The 12,787-nt window shown below is 44.2% G+C and carries 15 protein-coding genes; 14 read left to right on the top strand and 1 reads right to left on the bottom strand.

Annotated elements, in window-relative coordinates; genetic code table 11:
- The first annotated feature begins 210 nt into the window (after window positions 1-210).
- Window positions 211-1,158: a 23S rRNA pseudouridine(955/2504/2580) synthase RluC gene (gene rluC / locus AACQ42_RS14195; protein ID WP_029189776.1), complete on the top strand. Its 948-nt coding sequence runs from the start codon at window positions 211-213 to the stop codon at window positions 1,156-1,158.
- A 103-nt stretch (window positions 1,159-1,261) separates the two neighbouring features.
- Here rluC and AACQ42_RS14190 read toward each other — a convergent pair whose 3' ends face one another.
- Entirely contained in the window at window positions 1,262-1,849 is a 588-nt protein-coding gene (locus AACQ42_RS14190) for a Maf family protein (RefSeq protein ID WP_094165933.1), read from the bottom strand.
- A 146-nt stretch (window positions 1,850-1,995) separates the two neighbouring features.
- On the opposite strand from AACQ42_RS14190, the gene yceD reads away from it, so the two are divergent.
- From yceD to AACQ42_RS14125, 13 genes are all read left to right on the top strand, one after another.
- The gene (gene yceD / locus AACQ42_RS14185) at window positions 1,996-2,520 is read left to right on the top strand and encodes a 23S rRNA accumulation protein YceD (RefSeq protein ID WP_010319120.1); all 525 of its coding nucleotides are present in this window, start codon (window positions 1,996-1,998) and stop codon (window positions 2,518-2,520) included.
- Window positions 2,521-2,553: 33 nt separating this feature from the next.
- Window positions 2,554-2,724: a 50S ribosomal protein L32 gene (gene rpmF / locus AACQ42_RS14180; protein ID WP_010319119.1), complete on the top strand. Its 171-nt coding sequence runs from the start codon at window positions 2,554-2,556 to the stop codon at window positions 2,722-2,724.
- 9 nt (window positions 2,725-2,733) lie between these two features.
- Complete coding sequence (plsX, locus tag AACQ42_RS14175) at window positions 2,734-3,759, top strand: phosphate acyltransferase PlsX (RefSeq protein ID WP_017042562.1); 1,026 nt, start codon at window positions 2,734-2,736, stop codon at window positions 3,757-3,759.
- 5 nt (window positions 3,760-3,764) lie between these two features.
- Window positions 3,765-4,715, top strand: coding sequence for a beta-ketoacyl-ACP synthase III (locus AACQ42_RS14170; protein WP_010319117.1), 951 nt, complete (start codon window positions 3,765-3,767; stop codon window positions 4,713-4,715).
- A 63-nt stretch (window positions 4,716-4,778) separates the two neighbouring features.
- Window positions 4,779-5,702 (top strand): ACP S-malonyltransferase, encoded by a 924-nt coding sequence (gene fabD, locus AACQ42_RS14165; RefSeq protein WP_094165932.1) that lies wholly within the window; start codon window positions 4,779-4,781, stop codon window positions 5,700-5,702.
- A gap of 19 nt (window positions 5,703-5,721) precedes the next feature.
- Window positions 5,722-6,456 (top strand): 3-oxoacyl-ACP reductase FabG, encoded by a 735-nt coding sequence (gene fabG / locus AACQ42_RS14160; protein WP_026027249.1) that lies wholly within the window; start codon window positions 5,722-5,724, stop codon window positions 6,454-6,456.
- 234 nt (window positions 6,457-6,690) lie between these two features.
- Window positions 6,691-6,924: an acyl carrier protein gene (acpP, locus tag AACQ42_RS14155; RefSeq protein ID WP_014204679.1), complete on the top strand. Its 234-nt coding sequence runs from the start codon at window positions 6,691-6,693 to the stop codon at window positions 6,922-6,924.
- A 90-nt stretch (window positions 6,925-7,014) separates the two neighbouring features.
- Window positions 7,015-8,259: a beta-ketoacyl-ACP synthase II gene (gene fabF / locus AACQ42_RS14150; RefSeq protein WP_026028275.1), complete on the top strand. Its 1,245-nt coding sequence runs from the start codon at window positions 7,015-7,017 to the stop codon at window positions 8,257-8,259.
- A 77-nt stretch (window positions 8,260-8,336) separates the two neighbouring features.
- Window positions 8,337-9,134: an aminodeoxychorismate lyase gene (pabC, locus tag AACQ42_RS14145; RefSeq protein ID WP_094165931.1), complete on the top strand. Its 798-nt coding sequence runs from the start codon at window positions 8,337-8,339 to the stop codon at window positions 9,132-9,134.
- Window positions 9,131-10,147 (top strand): endolytic transglycosylase MltG, encoded by a 1,017-nt coding sequence (gene mltG / locus AACQ42_RS14140; RefSeq protein WP_094165930.1) that lies wholly within the window; start codon window positions 9,131-9,133, stop codon window positions 10,145-10,147. The genes pabC and mltG overlap by 4 nt, the downstream gene beginning before the upstream one ends.
- Complete coding sequence (tmk, locus tag AACQ42_RS14135; RefSeq protein ID WP_094165929.1) at window positions 10,144-10,788, top strand: dTMP kinase; 645 nt, start codon at window positions 10,144-10,146, stop codon at window positions 10,786-10,788. Before mltG ends, tmk begins: the two co-directional genes overlap by 4 nt.
- Before the next feature lie 9 nt (window positions 10,789-10,797).
- Window positions 10,798-11,784: a DNA polymerase III subunit delta' gene (gene holB, locus AACQ42_RS14130; protein ID WP_094165928.1), complete on the top strand. Its 987-nt coding sequence runs from the start codon at window positions 10,798-10,800 to the stop codon at window positions 11,782-11,784.
- Window positions 11,775-12,560 carry a TatD family hydrolase gene (locus AACQ42_RS14125; protein WP_094165927.1) on the top strand — a complete coding sequence of 262 codons (786 nt, stop codon included), beginning with the start codon at window positions 11,775-11,777 and terminating at the stop codon, window positions 12,558-12,560. The genes holB and AACQ42_RS14125 overlap by 10 nt, the downstream gene beginning before the upstream one ends.
- Window positions 12,561-12,787 lie beyond the last annotated feature (227 nt).

Below are 12,787 nucleotides of genomic sequence, written 5' to 3'. Positions count from 1 at the left end.
GTCTAAAAGTTAGATGGCTAATTTAATGTTTATCAAAGAGTTTTAGTTGTTAAAGTAAGAATTGTAATGGGTAATATTTAATTTTATCCACAGTCACATTTCAATTGGTGTAATTCTCGCCAATTTGCCATTAAACAGCAGATGAAAATATTCTTTTTTGTGGCGAAGAAAATGTGAATTTAAACAATTTACAGTGGTACAATGGCGCCCATGAGTGAAATTAGAACCCAAGTCCAGCTCATCGATATCGATGAAGATATGGCTGGTCAACGCATTGACAATTTTTTGCGTAACCAATTAAAAAACGTTCCCAAAAGTATGGTTTACCGAATCCTGCGCAAAGGAGAGGTTCGTGTAAATAAAAAACGCATCAAAGCAGAATATAAGTTATCGGCTGGTGATGTGGTGAGAATACCACCAGTGACTCTCGAACAGTCGGATCAAGAGAGCAACACACCCAATACCAAATTGAGTAAAGTCGCCGAGCTAGAACACTGCATTATTTTTGAGGATGAGCACTTACTTATTCTGAATAAACCTTCCGGTACGGCTGTTCATGGTGGGAGTGGTTTGAAATTTGGCGCAATTGAAGCGCTGCGGGCATTGCGCCCAGAAGCTCGCTTTTTGGAATTGGTGCACCGTATCGATCGCGATACGTCGGGCATTTTATTAGTGGCTAAAAAGCGCTCCGCGCTGCGTCATCTCCAAGCCCAGTTTAGAGAAAAAACGATTCAAAAATATTACTTTGCTTTAGTTATGGGGCAATGGAAAAGCAGCTGTAAAGTCGTGAATGCGCCACTATTGAAAAATGAAGTGAACAGCATTGTGCGAGTCAATCCAAACGGTAAAGCATCGGAAACGCGCTTTAAGATCCTTGAACAGTTTGCACAAGCAACTTTGGTGCAAGCCAGTCCGATCACTGGCCGTACTCATCAGATCCGCGTTCATACTCAGTATACAGGGCACCCGATTGCGTGGGATGATCGTTATGGTGACCGCCGTTTTGACGCATATACCGCACAGTTTGGCATTGACCGATTATTCTTACACGCGGCCAATATTCGTTTTATTCACCCTTCGACAGAGGCGTTAATGGACATTAATGCACCACTCGATACTCAACTAGAGCAAGCATTAGTCAAATTGAGAAACGCTTAAGGCCAGCTTTCATTCGTTAACGAGTAGCAACATAGTAGAAACATAAAGTAATGGTCGAAGTCATGGTATAAAAGTGAGCGCAGATCAAGGCGCTCACTTTTAATCATAATCCTAAAACGGTAATGCCTTGAGACTCAAGCATTGAGACTAGCTTAATTAATGGTAGCCCAACCAAACTATTAGGGTCATCACCTTCTAAACGTTCAAAAAGTGCAATGCCTAGGCCCTCACACATAAAGCTGCCTGCGCACTGTAGTGGCTGTTCTTTTGCCACGTAAGCCGTCACCATCTCGGTAGATAAAGAGCGAAAATGAACCGTGAAGGGTTCTATGGTGACCATGCATTGACCAGAGACTGAGTTGTAAACCGCAAGCCCAGTATAAAAAGTGATGGCTTTTCCACTTTGTCTGAGTAACTGCTTAATGGCTTGTTCTTGAGTATGAGGTTTGCCAATAATCTCACCGTCAATCACGCAAACTTGATCAGAACCGATGACTAAACTGGGTTGGTTTGGATGGTAAGATCTTGCTTTCGTTTCCGCTAAACGAGTCACCAGATCTTGTGCGGGCTCACCAGGTAACGGAGTTTCGTCGCAATTAGGCGAGCAGGTAACAAAAGGTAGATCCAGCTTTTTAAGTAATTGCTGCCGAAACGGCGAAGTAGATGCTAAAACTAGTTGGTAATTTTGCATTTTGATTTAGAATTGCTGCGAATTTTACCGCAGCATATATCAATCAGACATGCTGTACATAATTCTCTCAGTGGAAAGGGGAAAAAACGAACTTTTTTGCCTTTTTCTTTGACTAAAACCGATTTGGAAGATAATATTCGCGCCCTATGCAAAAGGTAAAAATACCGCGATCGATTGATCCGGCTAAAGCAGCTCAAAAACGACTTGATTGTGATGGTATCATCCAACTCAGTCTTTTTAAGCGTTTAGAAGAATCAGTCGCAGGCGTTAAACGCGACGCACAAGTCTCATTGTCATTTGGGCTTGATGAACAGCGACTAGTTGTTATCTCTGGTAAAGCTAACATCTCTGTCGATTTAGAGTGTCAACGCTGTAACAAGGTTTTCGCACATGAGTGCGAAGTCCAATTCAAGTATACTCCTTACTTGGGGAGTAAAACGGATGAAGACGCACCGGAAGAGTACGATTTGGTAGATCCGAATGAGTACGGTGAGATCGACCTTGTACAATTAGTTGAAGACGAGTTCATCATTAATTTGCCACAAGTAGCAATGCACGATAGAGCGGAATGTAGCGTTAATTCAGACAATTTAGTATTTGGTGAACTTCCAGAAGAACTAGCGGAAGAAAAGCCGAATCCATTTGATGTTTTAAAAAACTTAAAACGATAATTCGTTATAGGTTAAGACAAAGGAGTAGGGTCAATGGCCGTACAAAAGAGCAAAAAATCACGCGCACGTCGTGGCATGCGTCGTTCACATGATGCGCTAACTACATCTGCACTATCTGTAGATGCGACTTCAGGTGAAACTCACCTACGTCACAACATGACTGCTGACGGTTATTACCGTGGCAAAAAGGTTATCAGCAAGTAAGGTTGACCTTTGCAATATTTAACCGTTGCACTTGATGCAATGGGCGGGGATTTCGGTCCTCGCGTAACAGTGCCTGCCGCCGTGCAGGCACTGTCGCATTTCCCAGAGCTCAAAGTGATCCTCGTTGGTGATCAAGTGTTGATCACACATCAATTATCTCAATTAGGTTATGAACTTAATACTCGCTTGAGTATTTTGCACAGTGACCGCGTTATTTCTAACTCCGAAAAACCTTCTCTGGCCTTACGCAATAGTGCTGGAAGTTCAATGGGCATCGCAATTGACCTAGTTTCTGATAGCCGTGCTGATGCTTGTGTCAGTGGTGGTAATACAGGTGCGCTCATGGCGTTATCTCGTTTTCGTCTGAAATTGCTGCCCGGCATTGATCGTCCTGCATTAGTTTCAGCGTTGCCGACGGCTTCAGGTCAACGCACTTGGATGCTGGATTTGGGTGCGAACGTATCAAGTGATGCAGATTCTCTGTTTCAATTTGCTGTCATGGGGAGTGCGCTGGCCGAACAGCATTTAGGTCGTTCTGCAAAAGTTGCCATCCTTAATATTGGTGCGGAAGAGATTAAAGGGAATGATTTAGTGAAGCGTTGCGCTGAAATGCTGAATCAAACTCAGGCCGTCAACTATATCGGCTATATCGAAGGTAATCAGTTGTTGGATGATGTCGCTGATGTGATTGTTTGCGATGGTTTCGTCGGCAATGTTTGCCTGAAAGCATGTGAAGGCACAGCACAACTCTTTATTGATAAGTTAAAAAGCCAACTTTTGGGCTCATCCATAAAGGGTTGGATTGCACGAAAACTGTTTTCTTCATTATTTACTGAACTAAAAACATTGAACCCCGACCAGTATAACGGCGCAAGTTTGTTAGGATTGCGCGGCATTGTCATAAAAAGTCATGGAAGTGCTGATGTACTCGCCGTCGTGAATGCGATTTCCGAAGCGGTACACGAGGTCAAACGACAAGTCCCCAGCCGTATAAGCGATCGTTTGGAAGCGGTTTTACTCGAGAGGCATTATTAGTCTTCATGTATAGCAAAATTTTAGGTACTGGCAGCTACTTGCCATCTCAGGTGCGTACCAACGCAGATTTAGAGAAAATGGTAGAGACAAGCGATGAGTGGATTATTGCCCGTACTGGTATTCGTGAGCGCCGCATTTGCGCGGAGAATGAAACCGTTGCGGATATGGCTTTCTATGCAGCGCAAAATGCCATTCAAATGGCCGGCATTGATAAAAACGATATTGATCTGATTATTGTTGCAACAACCAGCAGTAGCCATGCATTTCCTTCGGCAGCATGTCAGGTGCAAGGTAAGCTTGGCATCAAAGGATGTCCCGCTTTTGATTTAGCGGCGGCTTGTTCGGGTTTTGTCTATGGATTATCGATTGCAGATCAACACATCAAATCGGGTATGTGTAAAAACATTCTTGTCATTGGTGCTGATGCCTTGTCTAAAACCTGCGATCCAACAGACCGCTCGACAATCATTTTATTTGGTGATGGCGCAGGCGCCGTCATTATTGGTGCAAGTGAAGAGCCAGGAATTTTGTCGACTCATATCTATTCTGATGGTGAGTTTGGCGAGCTCTTGAGTTTACCTGTTCCAGAGCGTGGTGGTGATGCTGATAAATGGCTCTATATGGCGGGTAATGAAGTCTTTAAAGTGGCAGTGACGCAACTCTCTAAGCTTGTTAAAGATACGCTTGCTGCCAATAACATGCACAAATCAGAATTAGATTGGTTAGTGCCTCATCAAGCTAACTATCGCATTATTTCCGCGACCGCGAAAAAACTATCGATGTCACTTGACCAAGTCGTAATAACGCTTGATCGCCATGGTAATACGTCTGCCGCTACCGTCCCAACCGCGCTCGATGAAGCCGTACGAGATGGTCGAATTCAACGTGGTCAAACGTTATTGCTTGAAGCCTTCGGTGGTGGTTTTACTTGGGGCTCGGCACTCGTTAAGTTTTAAGCGGATAGATTTTTATTTTAAGGGGTTGGTTCAACCTCTTGTTTTTACTTAAGGAAACAAACAATGAGCAAGTTTGCTATCGTATTTCCAGGTCAAGGCTCGCAATCAGTTGGTATGCTTGCAGAACTTGGTCAGCAGTATGATGTCATTCAACAGACATTTGCCGAAGCTTCTGAAGTGCTGGGTTATGATTTATGGGCATTGGTACAAAATGGCCCAGTAGAAGATCTTAACCAAACCTCTCGTACTCAACCGGCATTACTCGCTTCTTCTGTTGCCCTTTGGCGGCTATGGCAAAGCCTAGGTTTAGAGCAGCCAGCCTTGTTTGCTGGCCATAGCTTGGGTGAGTATTCCGCACTGGTGTGTGCTGGTGTAGTTGACTTTAAGCAAGCCATCAAATTAGTAGAGCTGCGCGGTCAGTTAATGCAAGAAGCCGTTCCGGCAGGCGTAGGTGCGATGTCGGCTATTATCGGTCTTGATGATGAGCTGATAGCAAAAGCGTGTGAAGAAGCTGCTCAAGGTGAAGTGGTTTCACCAGTTAACTTTAACTCGCCAGGCCAAGTTGTCATCGCAGGCAACAAAGATGCAGTTGAACGTGCGGGTCAGTTATGCAAAGAGGCCGGAGCAAAGCGCGCGCTGCCATTGCCAGTTTCTGTTCCTTCTCACTGTGCTTTAATGAAGCCAGCAGCAGACAAGTTAGCGGTTGCATTACAATCGATTGAATTTCATGCACCACAAATTCCGGTTATCAACAATGTGGATGTAATAGCAGAAATTGATCCGGCCAAAATTAAAGATGCGTTAGTTCGTCAACTATACAGCCCTGTTCGTTGGACGGAATGTGTACAGTTGATGAGTGAGCAAGGCATAGAAAAGCTGCTTGAAGTTGGCCCAGGCAAAGTTTTGACAGGCCTGACTAAGCGCATTATTAAATCGCTTGAATCAGCAGCAGTGAATGACATTGCTTCACTTGATGCCGTTAAGTAATCAAAGGAAAGAATAGATGATGAACCTAGAAGGCAAAATTGCTCTCGTGACTGGCGCAAGCCGTGGTATTGGCCGAGCGATCGCTGAATTATTAGTTGAACGCGGTGCAACAGTGATCGGCACGGCGACTAGCGAAAGCGGTGCTGCGGCAATCAGTGAATATCTTGGTAATAATGGTAAAGGCCTAGCGCTGAACGTGACGGATGTGGAATCTATCGCAGCGACGCTGAAAACCATCAATGACGAGTTTGGCGTGATCGACATTCTGGTGAATAACGCCGGGATTACTCGTGATAATCTATTAATGCGCATGAAAGATGATGAATGGTCAGATATTATTGATACCAATTTAACATCTATCTTCCGCTTATCGAAAGCGGTGCTACGTGGCATGATGAAAAAGCGCAATGGTCGCATCATCAATGTGGGCTCTGTGGTCGGTACTATGGGTAACGCTGGTCAAACCAACTACGCAGCGGCAAAAGCGGGCGTAATTGGCTTTACTAAGTCTATGGCTCGTGAAGTTGCATCTCGTGGTGTGACGGTTAACACAGTTGCGCCAGGTTTTATCGAAACAGATATGACAAAAGCGCTGAATGATGACCAACGTACTGCTACACTAGCCCAAGTGCCAGCTGGCCGCTTAGGCGATCCACGCGAAATTGCCTCGGCAGTGGTATTTTTAGCTTCTCCAGAGGCTGCCTACATTACGGGTGAAACTTTGCACGTAAATGGCGGGATGTACATGGTATAAGTTGGTTTTTGAACGTTATTGATGAAATAAAGGCTTTGCTATTGTCAACAACGTGTAAAACTTGCTAACTATATGCGCAACATTTGTGCATGATTTAAGTCAAAAATGGTCTTAATTTCGGTTAAAATCGGTAAAATTGTGGTTTGACCAGCAATGACCCACTTGCAACTTTCCCTAGTTAGAATAAACTACGGAACCATCGCATTAGGCGAAATCTGTAAAGGAAAAGAAAACATGAGCAACATCGAAGAACGCGTAAAGAAAATCATTGTTGAACAGCTAGGTGTAGACGAAGCAGAAGTAAAGAATGAAGCTTCTTTCGTAGAAGATCTAGGTGCTGATTCTCTAGATACAGTTGAGCTAGTAATGGCTCTAGAAGAAGAATTCGATACTGAAATTCCAGATGAAGAAGCTGAGAAGATCACTACTGTTCAAGCTGCAATCGACTACGTAAACAGCGCTCAGTAATATCTCTCCCCAGGCGGCCCTCTGGCCGCCTGAGTTTTTCTAACTCTTCTATACCTCTCATAGAACTTTTCAACTCCGGAGAATATGATCGTGTCCAAGCGTCGTGTCGTTGTCACTGGCATGGGTATGTTGTCACCGGTAGGCAACACTGTAGAATCTTCTTGGAAAGCCCTGCTAGCTGGTCAAAGCGGTATCGTTAATATCGAACATTTTGATACCACCAATTTTTCAACTCGTTTTGCAGGTCTAGTCAAAGACTTTAACTGCGAAGAGTATATGTCTAAAAAAGATGCCCGTAAGATGGATCTCTTTATCCAGTACGGTATTGCGGCGGGTATCCAAGCACTTAATGATTCTGGTATCACAGTAACTCCAGAAAATGCCCCAAGAATCGGTGTTGCTATCGGCTCTGGTATTGGTGGTCTTGACTTGATTGAAACTGGTCATCATGCCTTGGTAGAAAAAGGCCCACGTAAAGTGAGCCCGTTCTTTGTACCCTCAACGATTGTCAACATGGTTTCAGGCAACTTGTCTATCATGCGTGGTCTTCGTGGTCCAAATATCGCTATTTCTACCGCATGCACAACAGGTTTACATAACATTGGCCATGCGGCACGTATGATTGCATACGGTGATGCCGATGCGATGGTGGCAGGTGGTGCAGAAAAAGCATCGACACCACTTGGCATGGCGGGTTTTGGCGCAGCAAAAGCATTGTCTACGCGTAATGATGAACCGCAAAAAGCGTCTCGTCCTTGGGACAAGGGCCGTGATGGCTTTGTTCTAGGCGATGGTGCGGGTGTTATGGTTCTTGAAGAATATGAACATGCTAAAGCACGCGGTGCGAAGATTTACGCTGAGTTAGTTGGCTTTGGTATGTCTGGTGATGCTTATCACATGACTTCACCAAGCGAAGACGGTTCAGGCGGTGCGTTAGCGATGGAAGCCGCGATGCGTGATGCGGGCGTAACAGGTACTCAAATCGGTTACGTCAACGCGCATGGTACTTCGACTCCAGCTGGTGATGTTGCGGAAATTAAAGGTGTTAAGCGCGCTTTAGGTGAAGAAGGTTCGAAACAAGTTCTTGTCTCTTCTACTAAATCGATGACTGGTCATTTGCTAGGCGCGGCTGGTTCTGTTGAAGCCATTATCACCGTTATGTCATTAGTTGACCAAATTGTTCCACCAACCATTAACCTTGATGATCCAGAAGAAGGTTTAGGCATTGATCTTGTTCCACACACTGCCCGCAAAGTGGAAGGTATGGAATATGCAATCTGTAACTCTTTTGGTTTTGGTGGTACGAACGGCTCGTTGATTTTCAAAAAAATCTAATGATTGCGGTTGTGACACTTGAGTTTGAACGGCTTGATGCTTAGCATTGAGCCGTTTCTTTTTGTGGGGTAAGCACGATGTTTTGGGTAAATGGACAACCTAGTGACACTCTATCTCTTACTGATCGCTCTTTTCAGTATGGGGATGGTTGCTTCACAACGATTCTCGTTTGCGCTGGTGAGCTTCAATATTGGGATATGCACGTTGAACGCATGGAATCTTGTTTGCGGTGTTTAGCTATTCCCGTCCCTGATTGGCGGCAAGTTGAACATTGGCTCTCAACGATCGTTCCTAGTACCGCAAAATCCGGTGTGAAAATTCATATTAGCCGCGGACAAGGTGGTCGGGGTTATAGCCCTGCTAACGTTGGCGATTCTCAAGTCACTATCAGTACCTTTGAGTATCCAGCCCATTATGGTCAGTGGATAGCCGATGGTATCGAGCTTGGTGTATGCCAACAGCGGATGGGACTCTCGCCATTATTGGCGGGTCACAAACATAACAATCGACTAGAACAAGTTTTATTGAAGTCAGAGATGGATGCAAAAGGGTACGCTGACGGCATCGCGCTAGACATCAATGAGCATGTCATAGAAACTACGGTTGCAAATATTTTTTGGGTGTCAGAGGGTAGGTTATGTACGCCAAGCTTAGACAATGCAGGCGTAGCTGGGGTTATTCGTCGTGTATTATTGGCGGCGGCTACCGATCTCAAGGTTGAGGTGAGAGCATTCTCATTAGAAGAGTTATTGTCGGCAGATGAAGTGTTTATTACTAACTCCTTATTAGGCGTTGCGCCTGTCACGGCAATTGCAAATACGATTTTCCCTATTGGTAACATAACACGCTATTTTCAGGAGCGTTTTAACTCGTGATTAATCGAATCCTCGTTGTATTACTACTGATCATTATCGCCGTTGGAGCTGGATATTTCTACATTGAGCGACAGGTAGATGCTTATTTAGAACAGCCTCTATCGCTTCCTTCATCGCAAGTCGTGACCATAAAATCTGGTACAAGCCTTAATGGCGTATTAACGCTATTGAATGAGAAAAAATGGATAACGGATTTTTCGATGTACAAGTTAGTGCGACGTCTGCATCCTGAAATAACCAAAATTAAGGCGGGAACTTACCAAGTACAACCCGGAGCTCGATTGATCGATCTCTTAAGTGACGTGATATCCGGTAAAGAGCATCAGTTTTCTATTACCTTTGTCGAAGGGAGCCGCTTTAATGAGTGGCGAGCTCTGCTTGCACAAACCGAAGGTGTGACAAACACGATAGCTGATTTGGCAGAAGCCGACATTGCCCAAAAATTAGGCATTGAGCAGCAAAAGCTTGAAGGACTGTTTCTAGCGGAGACTTATCATTTCCCTTTTGGAACGACCGATTTTGAGATCCTAAAAAGGGCCAATAGACGTCTTGAGAAAATACTCGATCAACATTGGGCCAATCGCCAGCCAAATCTGCCAATTAAAACGCCTTATGAAGCGTTGATTTTGGCGTCAATTATTGAAAAGGAAACGGCTATTGCTTCAGAGCGAGGGCGCATTGCCTCCGTTTTTGTCAATCGACTCAATAAACGGATGCGGCTACAGACTGATCCTACGGTCATTTACGGGCTTGGCGATGCCTACGATGGCAATCTTCGTAAAAAAGACTTAAGAACACCGACGCCATTTAATACTTATACTATTTTTGGTTTACCTCCTACGCCTATTGCGATGGCGGGGGAAGCCTCAATCAAAGCGGCATTAAACCCAGAGCAGAGTAATTATTTGTATTTTGTTGCCAGTGGCTCTGGTGGACACGTTTTTTCTAAAACATTGAATGAACATAATCGCGCTGTTCGCGCTTATTTAAAACAGTTAAGAACCCAGTCATGAATGCTAAATTTATTGTTGTAGAAGGTTTAGAAGGCGCAGGAAAAAGCACTGCTATTCAATCCATTAGAGAAACACTTATTGAGTTCGGCGTGACAAATATCACTCATACTCGTGAGCCGGGTGGAACTGTTTTAGCAGAAAAAATGCGCGCCTTAGTCAAAGAAGAGCATGAAGGTGAAGTGCTTCAGGATATGACTGAGCTGTTATTAATGTACGCCGCTCGTGTTCAATTGGTTGAAAATGTGATTAAGCCTGCACTTGCGGCTGGTTCGTGGGTGGTTGGTGATCGCCATGATATGTCCTCTCAAGCCTACCAAGGTGGTGGGAGGCAAATTCCGCTAGAAACGATGCAAAACCTTAAAAAGGTAACGCTAGGTGATTTTAAGCCAGATTTTACTCTCTATTTGGACCTAGATCCGAGCATCGGTTTAGAAAGAGCCAGAGGTCGAGGTGAGCTTGATCGTATCGAAAAAATGGATATTGGTTTTTTTGAGCGCACGCGTGAACGTTACCTTGCCCTAGCTAAGGAAGATGAAAGCGTGGCCGTGATTAATGCTGAACAAACAATAGAAGCGGTGGCATTCTCTATCAAAGCAGCGTTAAACCAGTTTCTAGAAACCAATATGCTAGAGAGAAACTAGAGCTAAACATTGAGTAACAAATTAATGATAAATGATCTGTATCCTTGGTTAGCAGGCTATTGGCTTCAGTGGCAAACCAGCCTCAATAACCAGCAGTTCCCTGCGGCAAGCTTACTCGTTTCTCCCTCAGGGCTGGGCGCTGAACGGCTTATTGAGAAGTTGAGTGCAGCAGTGATGTGTTCGCATAGCCATTCAGAAGCGTGTGGGTTTTGTCATAGCTGCGAATTGATGAAGTCTGGTAGTCACCCTGATTTTCACCTGATCTCGCCTGAAAAAGAGGGGAAGGCGATTACCGTTGATCAAATTAGGCAATGCAATAAGTTGGCTCAAGAATCGGCGCAGCTTTCTGGTGCTCGCTTTATCGTTATTAATCCCGCCGATTCCATGAATGAATCAGCAGCGAATGCACTGCTCAAAACGTTAGAAGCTCCGGGGCGCAATTGTTTTTTCTTACTTGTCGCCTCTCGTATCAACCCATTACTCCCAACCATTATCAGTCGCTGTCAAAAAACGGTGCTGACACCACCGAGCAGTGAACAAGTCTCGCATTGGTTAAGTGAACAGACATCGCAACCTGTCCCTCCTTATGCGGCGCATTTAAATGGTTATTCACCACTAAATACGTTGGCGTTTATTCAATCGGGAGAGTTAGCAAAATATCAGGCTTTTGAGCAAAATATTGCTCATTGCTTAACCAATGCCTGTGCCGATATTTCCGCTTGTGTGAAGCAGATTAATGAGGCGCCTACCCAATATTTGGCTTGGCTGTGGACCATGTTGACCGATACGCAAAAGGTACAATTTGGCGTGGTTGAACAGCAGCAGCTTCCTATTAGCCTTCGATTAGCAAAACAGATCAGCTACCCAGTACTTTATCGCCAAACCAAGGCATTAACTCGTTTAATGGAAGAACTAAAGACGTTTAGTGGGCTCAATAGCGAGCTACTGATCAGCGATTGGCTATTTAACTTTAATGATGAGAAAACATGTTTGTAGATTCGCACTGCCACTTAGATAAACTTGATTACGATACGCTCCATATCGATGTTGCTGATGTAGTAGAAAAAGCTCGTCAAGCCAATGTTAAGCAATTGCTTTCTGTTGGCGTAACGCTGGATTCTTTTGAACCAATGTTAGAGCTTATTCAGCCCTTTGATAATGTTCATGCTTCTTGTGGTGTTCATCCACTTGACGTTGAAAGTCATTTTGAATTGACCCGCTTCCATCAATACGCGAGTCATCCCAAAGTGGTGGCGATTGGCGAAACGGGGCTAGATTATCACTATCAGCCGGAAACGGCTGAGTTACAGAAGTTACGGTTTTCACAGCACATTGAAACCGCCGTTGCCCTTAACAAACCTTTGATCATTCATACACGGAATGCCCGGGCCGATACTCTTGAAATGCTCCGTGATGGTGGGGTAGAAAGGTGCGGTGGTGTTATCCATTGTTTTACTGAAGATCTTGCCTTTGCACAAGCCGCTATGGAGCTTGGCTTTTATATTTCTATCTCAGGAATTGTCACGTTTAGACAAGCGACAGAATTGAAAGAAGTTGTGAAGGCGCTGCCCTTGGAACGCTTGCTGATTGAAACTGATTCCCCTTATCTTGCGCCGGTTCCACACCGTGGTCAGCAAAATCAGCCGGCCTACGTTGTTGAGGTTGCTGCTTATATCGCACAGCTAAAAAATCTGTCATTAAAAGAAATTGAAGAAAAAACGACCGAAAATTACCAAAATCTTTTTTTGCGACGGAAAGTTGAATTGTCGTGAGAAATGCGTGTAAGACGGCGTTTTTTATCAAGTTAGCGTGATAATTAACAACTTATTACCTTGTTTACTTAATCTGTTGAAAAAATAAGCTTGAAAGTTAAAATTGTAATTTTGTTACTAAAAATAACAAGTGCGCTAATTTTATTCACTCTGTGAAATTAATGGTATTGTTAACAATGTCATTATAAAACATGTAGTTATATTAATTGATTGGCAGAGTTTACACC

The sequence above is a fragment of the Vibrio sp. V12_P9A6T4 genome (genome assembly GCF_963874835.1).
GTDB classification, from domain to species: domain Bacteria; phylum Pseudomonadota; class Gammaproteobacteria; order Enterobacterales; family Vibrionaceae; genus Vibrio; species Vibrio anguillarum.
Note: the sequence above shows the minus strand (reverse complement) of the source record. Positions and strands in the feature narration are given on the sequence as shown.

What these genes read in the sequence shown, in the direction of transcription:
- rluC (WP_029189776.1), top strand. Translation starts at nt 211, where the DNA reads ATGAGTGAAATTAGAACCCAAGTCCAGCTCATCGATATCGATGAAGAT.
- AACQ42_RS14190 (WP_094165933.1), bottom strand. Translation starts at nt 1,849, where the DNA reads ATGCAAAATTACCAACTAGTTTTAGCATCTACTTCGCCGTTTCGGCAG.
- yceD (WP_010319120.1), top strand. Translation starts at nt 1,996, where the DNA reads ATGCAAAAGGTAAAAATACCGCGATCGATTGATCCGGCTAAAGCAGCT.
- rpmF (WP_010319119.1), top strand. Translation starts at nt 2,554, where the DNA reads ATGGCCGTACAAAAGAGCAAAAAATCACGCGCACGTCGTGGCATGCGT.
- AACQ42_RS14170 (WP_010319117.1), top strand. Translation starts at nt 3,765, where the DNA reads ATGTATAGCAAAATTTTAGGTACTGGCAGCTACTTGCCATCTCAGGTG.
- fabD (WP_094165932.1), top strand. Translation starts at nt 4,779, where the DNA reads ATGAGCAAGTTTGCTATCGTATTTCCAGGTCAAGGCTCGCAATCAGTT.
- fabG (WP_026027249.1), top strand. Translation starts at nt 5,722, where the DNA reads ATGAACCTAGAAGGCAAAATTGCTCTCGTGACTGGCGCAAGCCGTGGT.
- acpP (WP_014204679.1), top strand. Translation starts at nt 6,691, where the DNA reads ATGAGCAACATCGAAGAACGCGTAAAGAAAATCATTGTTGAACAGCTA.
- pabC (WP_094165931.1), top strand. Translation starts at nt 8,337, where the DNA reads ATGTTTTGGGTAAATGGACAACCTAGTGACACTCTATCTCTTACTGAT.
- tmk (WP_094165929.1), top strand. Translation starts at nt 10,144, where the DNA reads ATGAATGCTAAATTTATTGTTGTAGAAGGTTTAGAAGGCGCAGGAAAA.
- AACQ42_RS14125 (WP_094165927.1), top strand. Translation starts at nt 11,775, where the DNA reads ATGTTTGTAGATTCGCACTGCCACTTAGATAAACTTGATTACGATACG.